Raw genomic sequence first — 18,634 nt, 5'->3', positions numbered from 1 at the left:
CCGGCCGCACTCAGCCGCTATCCGTTCGCTGCCAGCAACACAACACCGGCGAGGGCCGACCCCGCAAGCGTCGGCAGCATGCCTATCTTCAGCTTCAGAATGGCGATCATGGCAGCACACGACAACAGCGCCGCACCCCAGTCGATCGATGAAAACACCGGCACGTCCATTCCAAGCCCGATGTTGCGCACCTCGCCGAAAATGACGTGCAAGCCGAACCACAGGGCGAGATTCATGATGACGCCGACGACGGCGGCGGTGATCGCGGTCAGCGCCGCCGACAGCGCCTTGTTGCCGCGCAGGGCTTCGATGTAGGGCGCACCGAGGAATATCCAGAAGAAGCAAGGCGTGAACGTGGCCCACAGGGTGAGCATCGCCCCTAGCGATCCGGCAAGCAGTGGGTTCAAGGCTCCGGGCTGGCGGAACGCGGCAAGGAAACCGACGAACTGCAGGACCAGAATGAGCGGACCCGGCGTGGTTTCGGCAAGACCGAGGCCATCGACCATTTCACCGGGCGCGAGCCAGCCGAAGGACTCGACCGCTGCCTGCGCGACATAGGCAAGGACCGCATAGGCGCCGCCGAAGGTAACGACCGCCATGACGCTGAAGAAGCCACCGATGTCAGTCCACACACTGGCGGATCCGGTGAACGCCCAGATCAGAAGCACAGGCCCGAGCCAGATCGGCAGCCAGATCGCAATGGTGCGCGGCGCATGCCATCGCGTCGGCCTGGTGTGGGCCAGTTCGCCGCGCTCGAACATCAGGTCGACCGCCCCCTTGATGTCGGGAGCATCACCCTTGCCGTGCGACGCGCCGGAAAAGAGGCCCGGCGCAACACGGTTGCCAATCCAGCCTGCCAGGCCGGCAAGCAGGATGATGAGCGGAAACGGCACGTTCAATGCATAGATAGCGATGAAGGCGGCGAGCGCGATCGACACCATGACTCGATTCTTGAGGGCACGTCGTCCGATCCGGATCATCGCCTCGATCACGATGGCGAGCACGGCCGCCTTCACCCCGAAAAACAGCGCCTCGACGAGGGGAGCGTCGCCATACAGCGCATAGAGGATGCTCAAGGTGAGCATCACAAGCGCGCCCGGCGCGACGAAGAGGATGCCTGCGACCAGGCCGCCGATCGTCCGGTGCAGCAGCCAGCCGACATAGATGGCGAGTTGCTGGGCTTCAGGGCCGGGCAGCAGCATGCAGTAGTTCAACGCATGCAGGAAACGTTGCTCGCCGATCCAACGCCGTTCCTCGACCAATTCCTTGTGCATGAGCGCGATCTGGCCGGCCGGCCCGCCGAAGCTGAGCAGGCCGATTTTCGCCCAGAGCTTTACGCCTTCGCGGAAAGTTGGCGCAGCCGGCGCTTCGACGGTCTCGCCCGTTTTGTCCGAAGTCCCCGTTTCGCTCATGATGGCTTGCTCGCGCTTGGCCAGTTGTGCGTCTCCTCGGTGGCGTCGCGGCACCATCGGAAAAACGCGTCGTAGAGCAGCATTCCTGCCTCCAGCTGTTCCAGGTCGTCGCGAAACATCCGCGACAGGCCAAGCGAGGCGGCCAGGAATCCGGCTGCCTGGGGAACCAGATCGAGGCGTGCGGTATCGGCTGCGCGCACGATCATGGCCAGGCGGTCGAGCGCCTCGGATTCGAGCCCGAACTCTTCGATCATCGTATCAAAGGTGCAGCACTCGCCCCGGTGAGTCCAGAACACATTGTCGATGTCGAAAGGCACGGCCTGAAAGCGGTCCGCAGTGGCCGACACTTCGGCCGCCTCGACAAAGAGGAAGACCGCGCTCGGATCGATGAAACGCCTGATCAGCCAGGGGCAGGCGATGCGATCGACCTTCGGGCGGGCCCGCGTCACCCACACGGTGCGGCCTTTTTCATCGCGGGGCGGTATCTTGCCGGCATTGATCAAAGGCCCCTTGCCATCGCGCCAGGCTTCGAACCCGCCTTCGAGGGATTCGGCACTGACGCCCTCATGCCGCAGCCATGCGGCCACGCCTTGCGAGAGCTTTTGCCCTTTTTGGCAGACGACCGTCACTCGGCTGCCGGCGAATTCGGATGCCCAGGTCGAGACGGTTTTGAAATCACGCCGGTTTGAGGCCGGCAGCAGGCGCGGATCGGCGCTGTAATCCTCTTCGATGCGAACATCGATGATCGCGGGCGCGCCCGGCAGACCAATCAGACGGGACAGTTGCGATACGGTGATAGCGGTTGTCGACGGCATGGCGTCCACCTCCTTGAGAGAGAAGCTTGGACGCGAACGTTGGGCTGACGCCTCACGGGGTCGTCGCGATGCACCCCTTGCCATGATCGTGGATTTGTCGCGCCCGCTTGTCAAGCGCCATGCCTGGAGCAAAGGATGCTCCGGCTCCGGCGGGCGGCGGAGCCAGGACATGTTTGGGAGGAAACCCATGAAAAAGACCTATCACGGCAGTTGCCATTGCGGTGCGGTGCGTTTCGAAGCCGAAATTGACCTCACTGAGAGCATCCGCAAATGCAATTGCAGCTTCTGCTGGAAACTCGGCTACCGGAAATCCTTCGCCGCCTATGAGGCCGTGCGGGTGACGGATGGCCGCGACCGGATGCGGGAGTACAAGGCGACGCCGTCGAACTGGCCGGAAGGCGACATCAACCACTATATGTGCCCGAACTGCGGCGCGAATTTTCTCTCGCGCGGCTATCTGGATTTCATGGGCGGGAATTTCTGGGCGGTGAACGTCGCCTGCCTCGACGACGTCACCGAAGAGGAACTCGCCGCAGCCCCGATCGTCTACGAGGACGGCAAGCGCGACAGGCAGGACCAGACGCCGGAGATCACCGGCTATCTATAGGCGCTGCTTGGGCGTGGCTCCCCCTTCTCCCCTTGTGGGAGAAGGTGGCCGAGCGAAGCTCGGTCGGATGAGGGGTGTTCCAGCTTGGCACCGCCGGCACTCCGTCCAACACCCCTCTTCCGTCTCGGCGCTGCGCGCCGATCCACCTTCTCCCACAAGGGGGAGAAGGCAAGAAAAGAGGCGTTCAGTGATTGTCCCGCGGCACGCCGCTGGTGTGCGCCACGTCCTGGTATTTCACCGCCGGCTTCAGCACCATTCCTTCGGAAAACTGGTCGACCATGCCGCGCTGGATCTCCTGCCATGGCGTCTGGTGCTTGGGGTAGCGATAGCCGCCATTGTCCCGCAGCTCGGCGCGACGGCGCGTAATCTCGTCGTCGGTGACGAGAATGTCGGCGGTGCCCTTGCGCAGGTCGATGCGGACGCGGTCGCCGGTCTTCAATAGCGCCAGCCCGCCGCCTATGGCGGCTTCGGGCGAGGCGTTGAGGATCGACGGCGAGCCCGAGGTGCCCGACTGGCGGCCGTCGCCGATGCAGGCCAGCGCATGGATGCCCTTCTTGATGAGATGGGCCGGCGGCTGCATGTTGACGACTTCGGCGCCGCCGGGATAACCGATCGGGCCGGCGCCGCGCATGAACAGGATGGTGTGCTCGTCGATGCCTTGCGCCGGATCGTCGATGCGGGCGTGGTAGTCCTCTGGCCCGTCGAAGACCATGGCATTGCCCTCGAAGGCCTCGGGGTCGTTCGGGTTCGACAGATAGCGCTCGCGGAATTCGGGCGAGATGCCGCTGGTCTTCATGATCGCCGAATCGAACAGATTACCCCTAAGATTGATGAAACCGGCATTGTCCTTCAGCGGCTCGGCGACGGTGCGGATAACATCGAGATTCTCGTTGACGGCCGCGCTGCAATTGGCGCCGATCGTCTTGCCGTTGACCGTCATGGCGTCGGGATGAGGCAACAGCCCGGCCTTCATCAGTTCGGCCACCACCGCCGGCACACCGCCGGCATGGTGATAATCCTCGCCGAGATACTCGCCCGACGGCTGCAGGTTGACAATGAGCGGTATCTTGAGGCCGACCGTCTGCCAATCGTCATTGTCGAGCGGCACGCCGAGATGGCGGGCGATGGCGTTGAGGTGGATCGGCGCGTTGGTCGAGCCGCCGATAGCCGAGTTGACGACGATGGCGTTCTCGAAGGCCTGGCGGGTCATGACGTCGGAGGGTTTCAAATCCTCATGCACCATGTCGACAATGCGTTTCCCCGTCTCATAGGCGATCTGGCCGCGCTCGCGGTAGGGCGCCGGAATGGCGGCCGAGCCCGGCAGCTGCATGCCAAGCGCCTCGGCCAACGAATTCATGGTGGTTGCGGTGCCCATGGTGTTGCAATAGCCGGTTGACGGCGCCGAGGAGGCGACGATGTCCATGAACTCGTCATAGCCGATCTCGCCGGCCGACAGACGCTGGCGCGATTCCCAGACGATGGTGCCGGAGCCGGTGCGCTTGCCCTTGTGCCAGCCGTTGAGCATCGGGCCGACAGACAGCGCGATAGCCGGAATGTTGACGGTGGCAGCGGCCATCAGCAGGGCCGGCGTCGTCTTGTCGCAGCCGATGGTGAGCACGACGCCGTCGAGCGGATAGCCGTAGAGCACCTCGACCAGGCCGAGATAGGCGAGGTTGCGGTCGAGTGCGGCGGTCGGGCGTTTGCCCGTCTCCTGGATCGGGTGGCACGGGAACTCGAAAGGGATGCCGCCCATCGAGACGATGCCCTCGCGCACGCGCTTGGCCAGTTCGAGATGATGGCGGTTGCAGGGCGAAAGATCCGAGCCGGTCTGGGCGATGCCGATCAGCGGCTTGCCCGACATCAGTTCGGCACGCGTCAGCCCGTAGTTCAGGTAGCGCTCGAGGTAAAGCGCCGTCATCCCCGGATTGTCGGGATTGTCGAACCACTCCTGCGAGCGAAATTTCTTTTTCTGCGTGGGGGCGCCGGCCATCATGGTCTCCGTATTTGTATGACAAATCGATATGACAACGCGCGAGAGCAGGCAAGAGGCACGCGCCATCCGATTCCGGACTTTGGTGCGATAGACATGCGTTTACCCCCACGCTAGACCGCATCGGGGCTTGTCAATTCGTATCCGGGAGATTTTGATGGCTTTGGTTATCGAAGGCGAGGAACGCATCGCCGCACCCCTGCAAAAGGTGTGGGAGGCGCTGAACGACCCGGACGTTCTGAGGCAGACCATTCCGGGCTGCCAGAGCCTTGAAAAGAAGTCGGACACCGAGATGGCGGCGACCGTGGTGGTCAAGATCGGCCCGATCAAGGCGACGTTCAACGGCGAGGTGACGCTCAGGAATCTCAACCCGCCGCATTCCTACACCATCCAGGGCGAGGGCAAGGGCGGCATCGCCGGCTTCGCCAAGGGCGGCGCCGATGTGACGCTGACCGCCGATGGCCCGGAGGCGACGATCCTCAGATATGCGGCCAAGGCCGATGTCGGCGGCAAGATCGCCCAACTCGGCAGCCGGCTGATCGAATCGACATCGAAGAAACTGGCCGGACAGTTTTTTTCGAGTTTTGGCGAGAAAGTTGGCGGCTCCCCTCCCCCTTGAGGGAAGGGTGCCGCGCGAAGCGCGGCGAGAGGGGTCGCCTCAACCGCCTCGACCTACAACTGGCGTTGACCAAGAAAAGTGGAGTGCGTCGCCACCGACCCCACCCGACCCTGCGGGCCACCCTCCCCTCAAGGGGGAGGATCACTCGAACACGATGCTCGGCACGGCGGCTTCGGCCGCGCCGCGTTCTTCGTTGACCCTGCCCCAGACGTTCGAGGCGATGTCGCGGTAGATCTTCGCCTCGGCGCTATCGGGCTTCGAGACCACGACCGGCGTACCGGCATCGGAGCTTTCGCGGATGCCCATTTCGAGCGGCACTTCGCCGAGGAAGGTCACGCCGAGGCGCTCGGCCTCGCGGCGCGCGCCGCCATGGCCGAAGATGTCGTAGCGCTTGCCGGTGTCGGGGGCGAGGAAATAGCTCATATTCTCGACGATGCCCAACACCGGCACGTCGACCTTCCTGAACATGTTGAGGCCTTTTCGCGCATCGATCAGGGCCAGATCCTGCGGCGTCGAGACGATGACGGCGCCGGCCAGCGGCACCTGCTGGGCCATGGTCAGCTGCGCGTCGCCGGTGCCGGGCGGCATGTCGACGACGAGCACGTCGAGCGGACCCCATTCGACCTCGCGCAACATTTGCGTCAATGCCGACATCACCATCGGCCCGCGCCAGATCATCGGCGTCTCCTCGTCGACGAGGAAGCCCATCGACATGACCTTCAGGCCGTAATTCTCCATCGGCCTCAGGACCTTGCCGTCGACGGTCTGCGGCCGGCCATGGATGTTGAGCAGCCGCGGCATCGACGGGCCGTAGATGTCGGCGTCGAGCACGCCGACCCTCAGGCCGTTGGCGGCGAGGCCAAGCGCGATGTTGACGGCAGTGGTCGACTTGCCGACGCCGCCCTTGCCGGAAGCGACAGCGATGATCGCCTCGATGCCGGGCACGCCGCGCTTGCCCTGACTGTGCGAGGCTGGAGCGTGCGGAGCCGGACGTGGCGCGGCAGCGGGTGCGGCCGGCGGTACGGGCCTGGAGGCAGGCCTTTGCGGCACCGGAGCTTCCATGCCGCCACCCTTCTTTTCCGCCGTCAGCGCGACCACGGCTCCGGCGACACCCGGGATCGCCTTGACGACACGCTCGGCGGCGGCACGCAGCGGCTCCATCTCCTGGGCCCGGGCAGCCGGCACCGTGATCGAAAAGAACACCTTGGCATCGGCAATGAAAATCTCGGAGACCATGCCGAGGTCGACGATGTTGCCGGTGAAGTCCGGTCCGTTGACCGTCTTCAGGCGCTCGATGACGATTTCCTTGGTGACGTTTTCCTGGACGGCGGGCATCAGCTTTTCCTCTGCTTTCCGCCTGAGATAATGCAGTTCCCGAACAGAACCAAGCGGCGGAACGACACGAACGGGCGTGGCTGCAAAAACTTGCGTCCGTTTGTCGGGCTTGCAGAGGACAAAACGTCTTTAGGGAAGAGGCACGCCGTTCGCCCAAGCTGCGGTCGCCGGAAACCGAAGCAGCCCTATCTTGTTGCAGGGCTTCGGACGTGCTCGCCAGCAAGGAAAGGAGACCAATCATGCTCGCAAACAGCAACGCAACGGCCAATCTCGCGGTGAAGGACCTGGCCAAGGCCAAGGCCTTCTATGAAGGCGTTCTGGGTCTGACGGAGGTTCACAACGAGGGTGGCGAACTGATCGTCTACAAAAGCGGCGACACCAGCATCAACGTGTATCGCTCGAAGTTCGCCGGCACCAACAAGGCGACGGCGGTGACCTGGATGGTCGGCGACGAGATCGACACCGTGGTCAAGGCGCTGAAATCGAAAGGTGTTGTTTTCGAACATTACGACATGCCTCACACGACGATCGAGGGCGACATCCACGTCGGTCACGGCATGAAGGTCGCATGGTTCAAGGATCCTGACGGCAACATTCTGAACCTTGTGGACAGGTAGATTCGCGCTGCCGCACAATTAGAGTTCAGGTGCCACTCACGTCACGGCGCCAGGCTGACCGCGAGGTAGGTGAGTGCCGAAATCGCGGCCGTGGCCGGCAGAGTGACAATCCAGGCTATGACGATGTTGCCGGCGATGCCCCAGCGCACAGCCGAGACGCGGCGGGCGGCACCGACGCCGATGATGGCGCCGGTGATCGTATGTGTCGTCGACACCGGTATGCCGAGCCAGGTGGCGGCGAACAGGGTGATCGCGCCGCCGGTCTCGGCGCAGAACCCTTGCATCGGGTTCAGCCGGGTGATCTTCGAGCCCATGGTGTGGACGATGCGCCAGCCGCCGAACAGCGTGCCCAGCGCCAGTGCCGCCTGGCAAGTGATGACGACCCATAGCGGCACGTAGAAATTCTCTCCGAGCATGCCTTGCGAATAGAGCAGCACGGCGATGATGCCCATGGTTTTCTGTGCGTCGTTGCCGCCATGGCCGAGCGAATAGAGCGAAGCGGAAACGAACTGCATGACGCGGAACGTGCTATCCACGGCGAACGGCGTCTGGCGCACGAACGCCCAGGAAACAGTAAGGATCAGGACAAGCGCCAGCAGAAATCCGGTCGCCGGCGACAGGACGATGGCCGCAATGGTCTTGCCGAGCCCGGCCCAGACGATGGCGCCGCCGCCTGCCTTTGCAACGCCGGCTCCGACCAGTCCGCCGATCAGCGCATGCGAGCTGCTGGAGGGAATGCCGACGAGCCAGGTGACGATGTTCCAGACAATGGCACCGACTAGGGCGGCGAAGATCACCCCCGGGGTGACGATGCTGGCGTCGATGATGCCCGTTCCCAGCGTCTCGGCAACATGAAGGCCGAAGAACAAGAAGGCGATGAAATTGAAGAAGGCCGCCCATAGCACCGCATAGTGCGGCCTCAGCACACGCGTGGAGACGATGGTGGCAATGGAGTTGGCGGCATCGTGCAGGCCGTTGAGAAAATCGAAGAACAGCGCAACGGCGATGAGCCCGACCAGCACGGGAAAGGCGATGGCGGCATCCATTGGCTAAACGTTCTCGATGACGATGCCGCTGATCTCGTTGGCGACGTCCTCGAAGCGGTCGACCACTTTTTCCAGCTCGCCATAGATCTCGCTGCCGATCAGGTAGGCCATCGGATCGCTGCGGCCGTGCCTCTTGAACAGGTCCTTCAGGCCCTGCTCGTGCAGATCGTCGGCCCGGCCTTCCGCGCGCATGACCTCTTCGGCGATCGCGTTGAGGCGCACGCTGTGGGCACCGATATTGCTGAGCAATGGGATGGCCTCGGCGACCAGCTTGGCTGCAACAACGATGACGCCGCCCATTTCCTGCATCAGCGGGTCGAATTCCTTCTTCTCGAACAGCTTCACCGTCTTGACGGTCTTGTGCATCGTGTCGATGGCGTCATCCATCGACTGGATCAGGTCCTTGATGTCACCGCGATCGAAAGGCGTGATGAACGAGCGCCGCACGGAAAGCAGGACTTCCGCGGTGATGTGATCGGCCTGGTCTTCAAGATCGATGATCTTCTGGCACCAGCGATCGATGTCCTTGCCCTGGAGGAGCTGCTCGAGCGCCTCGGCGCCATCGACCACCGTACGGGAGTGCTGCTCGAAGAGATCGAAGAAGCGATCTTCGCGCGGCAGCAGCTTGCGGAACCAGCCCAGCATGTTCGATCTCCCGTGCCCCACGGCCTCGCCTCATCTACATAGCGCCGCATGCCGCTGCGGGAAATAGTAAGCCGGCTGAAAGATGTGGATGCTGCCGATGCACATGCAGCTTGCGGCGGAACGCAATTTCCCCGACCTTGGCACTAGACGCACCGGACAGATGGCATGATCGACAAGCTGGAATTCTTCATCGCGCTGGCCAGGGAAGAGCATTTCGGCCGGGCGGCGGAGGTGTGCGGCGTCACCCAGCCGACGCTTTCGGCCGGCATCAAGCAGTTGGAAGGCCAGCTCGGCGTGATGCTGGTATTGCGTGGGTCGCGCTTTCAGGGGCTGACGCCGGAGGGAGAACAGGTGCTGGTGTGGGCGCGCCGCATCGTCGGCGATACCCGCACCATGCGCGAGGAGATGCGGGCGGCGCGTCACGGCCTTTCGGGGCGCATCCGCATCGCCGCGATCCCGACGGCGCTGGCCATGGTGGCGCGGCTGACGACACCCTTTCGGGCAAAACATCCCGGCGTCACCTTCTCGGTGCTGTCGCGCACCTCGATCGAGGTGTTGTCGCTGCTCGGCAATTTCGACATCGACGCCGGCATCACCTACCTCGACAACGAGCCGCTGGGGCGGGTGACCAGCGTACCGCTCTATGACGAGCGCTATCAGCTGATCACCGCGGTCGGAAACCCCTATTCCGACCGCGACAAAGTGACATGGGCGGAGCTCAGCCAGTTGCCGCTCTGCCTGCTGACGCCGGACATGCAGAACCGTCGCATCATCGACCTGCATTTGGCCGAGGCCGGCACGCAGGTGCGGCCGACACTCGAATCCAATTCGATGATCGTGCTGTTCTCCCATATCCGTACCGGCAAATGGTCGTCGATCATGCCGCTCAACCTCTCGGAAACATTCGGCTTTTCCGAGCCGATCCGGGCCATTCCGATCGTCGAGCCGGATGCCAGCCACACCGTCGGGCTGGTGGCGACGCCGCGCGAGCCGCACACCCCGCTGGTCTCGGCGCTGCTGGACGAGGCGATGGCGCTGGCAGACGATTTCCGCGCCCGCCACTGAGCTAGAGGTTGCCGGATGGCCGGCATCGATAGAAGACTTCTATCGAGCAACGGATCAGCTTTATTGATTTGGTGGGTTTCTTCTGATTTCCTAAGCACTTAGCGGAAGATTGCCACGACCAGGGAGGGCGCTGCATGACAATGCAGCCTGCAGGTACCGAGATCGCGTCGCGCACGGCGATGATCGTCCAGGAGCTGAAGGGCCTCGAAGGCCCGCTGTTGCCGATCCTCCACGGCATCCAGGAAGAGTTCGGTCATGTGCCGCAGGACGCGCTGCCGGTGATCGCCGAAGCGCTAAACATCTCCAAGGCGGAGGTGCACGGTGTCGTCACCTTCTACCACGACTACCGCAGCCACCCGGCCGGGCGGCATGTGCTGAAGCTCTGCCAGGCGGAAGCCTGCCAGTCGATGGGCTCTGATGTCATTGCCGCCAAGCTCAAGCAATTGCTGGGCATCGGCTTCCACGAGACGGCCCGCGACGGTTCGGTGACGCTGGAGCCGGTCTATTGCCTCGGCCTTTGCGCCTGCGCGCCATCGGCAATGCTGGACGGCGAGGTGATCGGCCGGCTCGATGACGAAAAGCTCGACGAGATCGTTGCCGAGGTGCGCTCATGATCCCGCGTATCTACATTCCCGGCGATTCCGGCGCGCTGGCGCTCGGTGCGGAAAAGGTCGCCAAGGCGATTGAGAAGGAATTGGCCGATCGCGGCATCGAGGCCAAGATCGTGCGCAACGGTTCGCGCGGCGCCTATTTCCTCGAGCCGATGGTCGAGGTGGCGACAGCAGACAAGGGCCGGGTCGCCTATGGGCCGGTGAAGCCTTCCGATGTCAAGAGCCTGTTCGACAGCGGCTTTCTCACCGGCGGCTATCACAAGCGCTGGCTGGGCGCACCCGACAAGATCCCGTTCCTGGCCAGGCAGACGCGCCTGACCTTCGCGCGCTGCGGCGTCATCAATCCGCTGTCGCTCGATCACTACAAGGCGCATGGCGGGCTGAAGGGCCTGCAGAACGCGTTAGCGATGGCGCCGGCCGACATCGTCAAGCAGGTGACCGAGTCCGGCCTGCGCGGACGTGGCGGCGCCGGTTTCCCGACCGGCATCAAATGGAAGACGGTGCTCGATACGACGGCCGACCGCAAATATATCGTCTGCAATGCCGACGAGGGCGATAGCGCCACCTTCGCCGACCGCATGATCATGGAGGGCGACCCCTTTGTGCTGATCGAAGGCATGGCGATCGCCGGTGTCGCGACGGGCGCGACCAAGGGCTTTGTCTATATCCGCTCGGAATACCCCCATGCGGTGGCGATGATGCAAAAGGCTGTCGAGGTCGCCCGCAAAGCCGGCCTGCTCGGTATCAGCGTGCTGGGCTCGCCCAATGCTTTCGACATGGAAATCCGCGTCGGCGCCGGCGCCTATGTCTGCGGCGAGGAGACTTCGCTGCTCAACAGCCTCGAAGGCAAGCGCGGCGTCGTTCGCGCAAAACCGCCGCTGCCGGCCATCCAGGGCCTGTTCGGCAAGCCGACGGTGATCAACAACGTCATCTCGCTGGCCTCGGTGCCTGTCATCATGGACAAAGGTGCTGCCTTCTACAAGGACTTCGGCATGGGCCGCTCGCGCGGCACCATCCCGATCCAGATCGCGGGCAATGTCAGATATGGCGGCCTGTTCGAGGCGGCGTTCGGCATGACGCTGGGCGAAATCGTCGACGACATCGGCGGCGGCACGGCGACTGGACGGCCGGTCAAGGCAGTGCAGGTCGGCGGGCCGCTCGGCGCTTATTTTCCGCGCAGCCTGTTCGACACGCCGTTCGACTACGAAGCCTTCGCCGCCAAGGACGGGCTGATCGGCCATGCCGGCATCACCGTGTTCGACGACACTGCCGACATGCTGAAGCAGGCGCGCTTCGCCATGGAGTTCTGCGCCATCGAGAGCTGCGGCAAGTGCACGCCATGCCGCATCGGCTCGACGCGCGGCGTCGAGACGATCGACAAGATCGCCAGGGGTATCGAGCCGGAAAAGCAGATCGAGCTGGTCACCGACCTCTGCAACACGATGAAGTATGGTTCGCTCTGCGCGCTGGGTGGCTTCACGCCCTACCCGGTGATGAGCGCAATCAACCACTTCCGCGAAGATTTCAAGCCGGCGCCGGTCGCCGAAGCAGCAGAATAGGAGTCTCGCCATGGGTCTCGTTCAGGAAATCGACTACGGCACACCGGCCTCGACCTCCGAGAAGCAAGTGACGCTGACGGTGGACGGCTTCACCGTCACCGTGCCGGAAGGCACCTCGATCATGCGCGCCTCGATGGAGGCGGGCATCGCCATTCCAAAACTCTGCGCCACCGACATGGTCGACGCCTTCGGCTCCTGCCGGCTCTGCCTGGTCGAGATCGACGGCCGCAACGGCACGCCGTCCTCCTGCACGACGCCGGTTGCGCCTGGCATGGTCGTGCACACCCAGACCGGAAGGCTGAAGGACATCCGCCGCGGCGTGATGGAACTCTACATTTCCGACCATCCGCTCGACTGCCTGACCTGTGCAGCCAACGGCGACTGCGAGTTGCAGACGCAGGCCGGCGTCGTCGGCCTGCGCGACGTGCGCTACGGTTATGAGGGCGACAACCACGTTTTCAGGAAGAACGACGGTGCAGAAAACTTCAAATGGATGGCGAAGGACGAGTCCAACCCGTACTTCACCTATGATCCGTCGAAATGCATCGTCTGCTCGCGCTGCGTGCGCGCCTGCGAGGAGGTGCAAGGCACTTTCGCGCTGACCATCGAGGGCCGCGGCTTCGAAAGCCGCGTGTCGCCCGGCATGCATCAGCTCTTCATCGACAGCGAATGCGTGTCCTGTGGCGCCTGCGTGCAAGCTTGCCCGACGGCGACGCTCTCCGAGAAGTCGGTGATCAAGATCGGCCAGCCGGAGCATTCGGTCGTCACCACCTGCGCCTATTGCGGCGTCGGCTGCTCATTCAAGGCCGAAATGCGCGGCAACGAGCTGGTGCGCATGGTGCCCTACAAGAACGGCAAGGCCAACCGTGGTCATAGTTGCGTCAAGGGCCGTTTTGCCTACGGCTATTCGACCCACAAGGAGCGTATCCTCAATCCGATGATCCGCGAAAAGATCACCGATCCATGGCGCGAAGTGTCGTGGGAGGAGGCGCTGACCCATACCGCCAACGAGTTCCGCCGCATCCAGTACCAGTATGGCCGAACCGCGATCGGCGGCATCACCTCGTCGCGCTGCACGAACGAGGAAACCTATCTGGTGCAGAAGCTGATCCGCCAGGGTTTCCGCAACAACAATGTCGATACCTGCGCCCGCGTCTGCCATTCGCCGACCGGCTATGGCCTTGGCCAGACATTCGGCACTTCGGCCGGCACCCAGGATTTCGATTCGATCGAGCAGACCGACGTGGTGATGATCATCGGTGCCAATCCGACCGACGCACATCCGGTATTTGCGTCGCGCATGAAGAAGCGGTTGCGCAAGGGCGCCAAGCTGATCGTGCTCGACCCGCGCCGCACCGACATCGTGCGCTCGGCGCATATCGAGGCGCAGCACCATCTGCCGCTGAAGCCCGGCACCAATGTCGCCGTGGTCACCGCGCTTGCGCATGTCATCGTCACCGAAGGCCTGTTCGACGAAGCTTTCATCCGCGAGCGCTGCGACTGGGACGAGTTCCAGGACTGGGCATCGTTCGTGGCGCTGCCGGAAAACAGCCCGGAAGTGGTCGGCCAGCTTGCCAATGTCGATCCCGAAGAAATCCGCGGCGCCGCACGGCTGTTTGCCACCGGCGGCAATGGCGCGATCTATTATGGCCTCGGCGTGACCGAGCACAGCCAGGGCTCGACGACCGTCATCGCCATCGCCAACCTCGCCATGGCGACCGGCAATATCGGCCGGCCGGGCGTCGGCGTGAATCCGCTGCGCGGCCAGAACAATGTCCAGGGCTCCTGCGACATGGGTTCGTTCCCGCATGAGCTGCCCGGCTATCGCCACGTCTCCGGCGACGCGGTGCGCGACATCTATGAGAGCCTTTGGGGCGTCAAGCTCGACGACGAGCCCGGCCTGCGCATTCCCAACATGCTGGACGCCGCCGTCGACGGCTCATTCAAGGGCCTCTATGTGCAAGGCGAGGATATCCTGCAGTCCGATCCCGACACCAAGCATGTCGCCGCAGGCCTTGCCGCGATGGAATGTGTCGTCGTCCACGACCTCTTCCTCAACGAGACCGCCAACTACGCGCATGTCTTCCTGCCCGGCTCGACCTTCCTCGAGAAGGACGGCACCTTCACCAATGCCGAGCGCCGCATCAACCGCGTGCGCAAGGTGATGGCGCCGAAGAACGGGCTGGCCGACTGGGAAGTGACGCAGAAGCTCGCACAGACGATGGGGCTTGACTGGAATTACCAGCATCCGTCGGAAATCATGGACGAGATCGCCAAGACGACTCCGAGCTTCGCCAAGGTCTCCTTTGACTATCTGGACAAGATGGGCTCGGTGCAGTGGCCGTGCAACGAACAGGCGCCGGAAGGCACGCCGATCATGCATATCAGCGGCTTCGTGCGCGGCAAGGGCAAGTTCATCCGCACCGAATATGTCGCGACCGACGAGAGGACGGGACCGCGCTTCCCGCTGCTGCTGACCACGGGTCGCATCCTGTCGCAGTACAATGTCGGCGCGCAGACCAGGCGTACCGATAATATCATGTGGCACAGCGAGGACCGGCTCGAGATCCACCCGCATGACGCCGAAAACCGCGGCCTGCGCGACGGCGACTGGGTCCGCCTGACCAGCCGCTCCGGCGAGACGACGCTGCGCGCGCTGATCACCGACAAGGTGTCGCCTGGCGTGGTCTATACGACGTTCCACCATCCCGACACGCAGGCCAACGTCATCACCACCGACTTCTCCGACTGGGCGACCAACTGTCCGGAATACAAGGTGACGGCGGTACAGGTCGGCGCGTCCAACGGACCGTCGGAATGGCAGCTGGACTATGACGAGCAGGCCCGCAACAGCCGTCGCATCGCGACCTTGGAAGCAGCGGAGTAATCTTTGAGCGCGCGCCGCAAAGCCACGACGCAGATCTCGCGGCTGGCACACCGCGCCGGCGGCACTGCGGCCGCCAACCGGATGGTGCCGGAAGAGACGCCGGTGGCGTTCTCCTTTGCCGGCACCACCCATGCGGTGATGATGGCAAGTCCGGCCGATTTCGAGGATTTCGCGCTCGGCTTCTCGCTGACCGAAGGCATCATTGCCGACCGCCAAGAAATCGAGGCGATCGAAGTCGAAGATCACGGCGCCGGCATCGACATCCAGATCAGGCTGAAGGACCAAGCCAATACGCGCTTCGAGGCGCGGCGCCGGCGGCTGGCCGGACCGGTCGGCTGCGGGCTGTGCGGCATCGAGTCGATCGAGGAGGCGATGCGCTCGGTCGAGACGGTCGGTTCGTCAAAACTTACGCTTGCGGACGACGATATCATCCGCTCGGTCAAGCTTTTGTCGAAGGTGCAGCCGCTGCACGCCGAAACCGGTGCGGTCCATGCCGCGGGTTTCTACGTCCACGGCAAGGGCATCGTCATGGCGCGCGAGGATGTCGGCCGCCATAATGCGCTCGACAAGCTGGCCGGTGCACTCGCCAAAGCCGGCATCGACGGCGCCTCGGGTGCCGTCGTCGTGACGTCGCGCGTTTCGGTGGAGATGGTGCAGAAGACGGCGGCGATCGGTGCTGCGTTCATCATCGCCGTCTCGGCGCCGACCGCGCTTGCCATCCGCACGGCCGAGGACGCCGGCATGACGCTGGTGGCTCTGGTGCGCGGCGATGATTTCGATATCTTCACCCGCCCCGAACGGGTGGTTTCCGGAGTTGCCAAGCATGTCGCATGACGAAGGCCACATCATGAGCACCAGCGAGAAGCTGGTCCGCATGGCCAACCAGATCGCCGCCTTTTTTCACTCCAAGCCGCGCGAGGAAGGCATTGCCGGCGTCGCCGAGCACATCAACAAGTTCTGGGAACCAAGGATGCGGCGGCAGCTGTTCGAAATACTGGACAATGGTGGCGAAGGCTTCAACGAGCTTGTCGTGGCCGCCTCGGCAAGGATCAAGCGGCCGGCTGCACCGGAAGCAGTGGGCTTCGGCGCCGATGCCGGGGGCATCGTTCCAGGCGGCGAAGGCCCTGGGGGCAGTGAGTCGAATGCCGGGAACGCCGCTTCGCAGAAGTAGGCCCGCACGTTTATATTCCAATCCACTAAAGTTTGATCTGCCGCAAGCGACGCGCCTCTGCTATGTTGGGCGATCAGAAATCGGCGGGCCGGGCGGACAAATCTCGTGAGGCCGATCGAAACTCGATATGCCCGAAGTGGCGACGTGCGGATCGCCTATCAGGTGGTCAGCCAGGGATCGTTCGATCTCGTTTTCGTGCCGAGCTTTATTTCCAACCTCGACCTGCACGGGGAAGACGAAGGCTGACCCACAAGGTCGACACCACCATTGCCGACGGCAACAATCTCGCTTTCACCCAGGCCTGCGCGCATCCGGACGGCACGAAAGTATTCTGCACGGCGATCTGGAGCTGAAGGACGGCCAGATTGCGCGGCAGACCGTCGTGCAGGCATGGGACGATTGAGGAGGTGGCCGTGTTCAGCGCCAGATGGCAGATCGACGCCAAGTTCGGGCACAAACAGACAGTGCTCGACTTGTTGAATCGCCGACCTGGAGTTCCAGATCATGACCGGCTCGATCGGTGCACGGGAGGCAACGGTCGAGTCACGTCACCAGATCGAAAGCCTTGCCCAGCTGGAAGAGTTCTTCGCCAAATCGGCAAGATCGACGCGCACGCCAAATGGGGCAAGGAGATGGCCCTATGTCGTGTCGGGCACCAGCCTGTAGAACATTTATCGCATCGTGGAGTAGCGTTCATCTCCCCGTTACGGGGAGATGAACCGGCAGGCAGATGAGGGGGGCCAGCTGAGCAAGACTTGTGCTGCCCTCATCCGGCCCTTCGGGCCACCTTCTCGCCGTCAACGGGGGGAAGGAAAGGCGCTACCCGTGCGCCACCATCACATGGCGGACAGCGGTATAATCCTCCAGTGCATAAAGCGACATGTCCTTGCCGTAGCCGGACTGTTTCAGCCCGCCATGCGGCATCTCGTTGGTCAGCATGAAGTGGGTGTTGATCCAGGTGCAGCCATATTGCAGCCGGGCTGCTGTCGCCATGGCGCGCGAAATGTCTTTCGTCCATACCGACGACGCCAAGCCGTAGTCGCTGTCGTTGGCCCAGTTCACCGCCTCGTCGACCTCGGAAAAACGAGTGACGGAGACGACCGGGCCGAACACTTCGCGGCGTACGATCTCGTCTTCCTGCAGAGCACCGGCGACGACGGTCGGCTGGTAGAAGAAGCCGGAGCCCTCGCCCGGCTTGCCGCCGGTGGTGATCTCGATGTGCTTCAGCTCCGAGGCGCGTTCGACGAAGCTCGAGACGCGGTCGCGCTGGCGGCGTGAGATCAACGGCCCGATCTCGTTCTCGGTGTCGTCGGGGCGGTTGTATTTGATGGTCGAGACGGCGGAGGAAAGATCGGCGACGAGCTTGTCGTAGATCTTCTTGCCGGCATAGATTCGGCAGGCGGCGGTGCAGTCCTGGCCGGCGTTGTAATAGCCGAAGGCGCGCAGGCCATTGATCACCGCACCGAGGTCGGCATTGTCGAAGACGATGACCGGGGCCTTGCCGCCGAGTTCGAGATGCGTGCGCTTGACCGATTTGGCGGCGGCTTGCAGCACCTTCTTGCCGGTGGCGACGTCGCCGGTGATCGAGATCATGTTGACTTTCGGGTGGTTGATCAGCGTGTTGCCGACGCTGTCGCCGCGGCCGAGCACGACATTGACGACGCCTTCCGGCAGGATTTCGGCGAGAATCTTGGCCAGCTTTAGCGCGGTCAGCGGCGTCTGCTCCGACGGCTTGAAGACGACGGTGTTGCCGCCGGCAATCGCCGGCGCCAGCTTCCAGGCCATCATCATCAGCGGATAATTCCACGGCGCAATCGAGGCGACGACGCCGATGGCGTCGCGGCGGACCATCGAAGTGTGGCCGGGAATGTATTCACCGGCGACCTGGCCGGGCATCGAGCGGACAGCGCCGGCAAAGAAGCGGTAGCAGTCGACGATCGCCGGGATTTCGTCGTTGAGCACGGCATTGATCGGCTTGCCGCAATTGAGCGCCTCGAGGGCGGCGAAATCTTGTGCCGCGGCCTCGATGCGATCGGCGATTTTCAGGAGATAACCGGAGCGCTGCGCCGGCGTGGTGCGCGACCAGGTGACGAAGGCCTTTTCGGCCGCCAGCACCGCTGCCTCGATCTGCGCCTGGCTGGCTTCAGGCAGGTTGAGGATGGTCGCCCCGGTCTTCGGATTGAGGATTGGCTCCTCGGTTTCGGTGCCCTTCTCGAATTTCGAGCCGATCAGCATCTTTGTGTCCATGGAAGTTT

Annotated in this window: 18 protein-coding genes; 11 read left to right on the top strand and 7 right to left on the bottom strand. The window is 63.4% G+C overall.

The window, feature by feature from the left end; all coding sequences use genetic code 11:
• Window positions 1-17: 17 nt before the first annotated feature.
• Together chrA and NKH36_RS02320 are read right to left on the bottom strand one after the other, a co-directional pair.
• Window positions 18-1,412, bottom strand: coding sequence for a chromate efflux transporter (gene chrA, locus NKH36_RS02325; protein ID WP_352958569.1), 1,395 nt, complete (start codon window positions 1,410-1,412; stop codon window positions 18-20).
• Window positions 1,409-2,227: a chromate resistance protein ChrB domain-containing protein gene (locus NKH36_RS02320; RefSeq protein WP_352958618.1), complete on the bottom strand. Its 819-nt coding sequence runs from the start codon at window positions 2,225-2,227 to the stop codon at window positions 1,409-1,411. The genes chrA and NKH36_RS02320 overlap by 4 nt, the downstream gene beginning before the upstream one ends.
• A gap of 187 nt (window positions 2,228-2,414) precedes the next feature.
• Between NKH36_RS02320 and NKH36_RS02315 the strand changes: the two genes are divergently transcribed.
• A complete protein-coding gene (locus NKH36_RS02315) occupies window positions 2,415-2,834 on the top strand; it encodes a GFA family protein (protein WP_352958570.1) in 420 nt (139 codons plus the stop codon).
• 184 nt (window positions 2,835-3,018) lie between these two features.
• Here NKH36_RS02315 and NKH36_RS02310 read toward each other — a convergent pair whose 3' ends face one another.
• Complete coding sequence (locus NKH36_RS02310) at window positions 3,019-4,824, bottom strand: IlvD/Edd family dehydratase (protein WP_027151628.1); 1,806 nt, start codon at window positions 4,822-4,824, stop codon at window positions 3,019-3,021.
• A gap of 157 nt (window positions 4,825-4,981) precedes the next feature.
• On the opposite strand from NKH36_RS02310, the gene NKH36_RS02305 reads away from it, so the two are divergent.
• Complete coding sequence (locus NKH36_RS02305; protein ID WP_091592917.1) at window positions 4,982-5,443, top strand: SRPBCC family protein; 462 nt, start codon at window positions 4,982-4,984, stop codon at window positions 5,441-5,443.
• A 141-nt stretch (window positions 5,444-5,584) separates the two neighbouring features.
• Here NKH36_RS02305 and NKH36_RS02300 read toward each other — a convergent pair whose 3' ends face one another.
• On the bottom strand, window positions 5,585-6,778 hold the full coding sequence (locus NKH36_RS02300) for an Mrp/NBP35 family ATP-binding protein (protein ID WP_352959822.1): 1,194 nt from the start codon (window positions 6,776-6,778) through the stop codon (window positions 5,585-5,587).
• Window positions 6,779-7,017: 239 nt separating this feature from the next.
• On the opposite strand from NKH36_RS02300, the gene NKH36_RS02295 reads away from it, so the two are divergent.
• Complete coding sequence (locus NKH36_RS02295) at window positions 7,018-7,395, top strand: VOC family protein (RefSeq protein ID WP_352958572.1); 378 nt, start codon at window positions 7,018-7,020, stop codon at window positions 7,393-7,395.
• 41 nt (window positions 7,396-7,436) lie between these two features.
• On the opposite strand, the gene NKH36_RS02290 is transcribed toward NKH36_RS02295, so the two are convergent.
• Complete coding sequence (locus NKH36_RS02290) at window positions 7,437-8,441, bottom strand: inorganic phosphate transporter (protein WP_352958573.1); 1,005 nt, start codon at window positions 8,439-8,441, stop codon at window positions 7,437-7,439.
• A 3-nt stretch (window positions 8,442-8,444) separates the two neighbouring features.
• Window positions 8,445-9,086, bottom strand: coding sequence for a DUF47 family protein (locus NKH36_RS02285; protein ID WP_352955901.1), 642 nt, complete (start codon window positions 9,084-9,086; stop codon window positions 8,445-8,447).
• A gap of 165 nt (window positions 9,087-9,251) precedes the next feature.
• On the opposite strand from NKH36_RS02285, the gene NKH36_RS02280 reads away from it, so the two are divergent.
• The 8 genes from NKH36_RS02280 to NKH36_RS02245 all read left to right on the top strand — a co-directional run bounded on the left by NKH36_RS02280 (window position 9,252) and on the right by NKH36_RS02245 (window position 17,045).
• On the top strand, window positions 9,252-10,151 hold the full coding sequence (locus NKH36_RS02280) for a LysR family transcriptional regulator (protein WP_352958575.1): 900 nt from the start codon (window positions 9,252-9,254) through the stop codon (window positions 10,149-10,151).
• Window positions 10,152-10,285: 134 nt separating this feature from the next.
• Window positions 10,286-10,765 (top strand): formate dehydrogenase subunit gamma, encoded by a 480-nt coding sequence (locus NKH36_RS02275; RefSeq protein ID WP_352958576.1) that lies wholly within the window; start codon window positions 10,286-10,288, stop codon window positions 10,763-10,765.
• Window positions 10,762-12,321: a formate dehydrogenase beta subunit gene (locus tag NKH36_RS02270; RefSeq protein ID WP_352959821.1), complete on the top strand. Its 1,560-nt coding sequence runs from the start codon at window positions 10,762-10,764 to the stop codon at window positions 12,319-12,321. The genes NKH36_RS02275 and NKH36_RS02270 overlap by 4 nt, the downstream gene beginning before the upstream one ends.
• Before the next feature lie 10 nt (window positions 12,322-12,331).
• Window positions 12,332-15,208, top strand: coding sequence for a formate dehydrogenase subunit alpha (gene fdhF / locus NKH36_RS02265; RefSeq protein WP_352958579.1), 2,877 nt, complete (start codon window positions 12,332-12,334; stop codon window positions 15,206-15,208).
• A gap of 3 nt (window positions 15,209-15,211) precedes the next feature.
• Window positions 15,212-16,042, top strand: a complete 831-nt coding sequence (fdhD, locus tag NKH36_RS02260; protein WP_352958580.1) for a formate dehydrogenase accessory sulfurtransferase FdhD — start codon at window positions 15,212-15,214, stop codon at window positions 16,040-16,042.
• Entirely contained in the window at window positions 16,032-16,379 is a 348-nt protein-coding gene (locus tag NKH36_RS02255; RefSeq protein ID WP_352958581.1) for a formate dehydrogenase subunit delta, read from the top strand. Before fdhD ends, NKH36_RS02255 begins: the two co-directional genes overlap by 11 nt.
• A gap of 105 nt (window positions 16,380-16,484) precedes the next feature.
• Complete coding sequence (locus tag NKH36_RS02250; protein WP_352958582.1) at window positions 16,485-16,625, top strand: hypothetical protein; 141 nt, start codon at window positions 16,485-16,487, stop codon at window positions 16,623-16,625.
• Between the two features lie 258 nt (window positions 16,626-16,883).
• Window positions 16,884-17,045 carry a hypothetical protein gene (locus tag NKH36_RS02245; protein WP_352958583.1) on the top strand — a complete coding sequence of 54 codons (162 nt, stop codon included), beginning with the start codon at window positions 16,884-16,886 and terminating at the stop codon, window positions 17,043-17,045.
• Window positions 17,046-17,198: 153 nt separating this feature from the next.
• Here NKH36_RS02245 and NKH36_RS02240 read toward each other — a convergent pair whose 3' ends face one another.
• The gene (locus NKH36_RS02240) at window positions 17,199-18,626 is read right to left on the bottom strand and encodes a gamma-aminobutyraldehyde dehydrogenase (RefSeq protein WP_352959820.1); all 1,428 of its coding nucleotides are present in this window, start codon (window positions 18,624-18,626) and stop codon (window positions 17,199-17,201) included.
• Window positions 18,627-18,634 lie beyond the last annotated feature (8 nt).

The organism is Mesorhizobium sp. M1312 (assembly GCF_040318115.1).
Classification (GTDB): Bacteria; Pseudomonadota; Alphaproteobacteria; order Rhizobiales; family Rhizobiaceae; genus Mesorhizobium.
The sequence above is the reverse complement of the archived record's forward strand: the minus strand, read 5'-3'. Positions and strand labels throughout refer to the sequence as shown.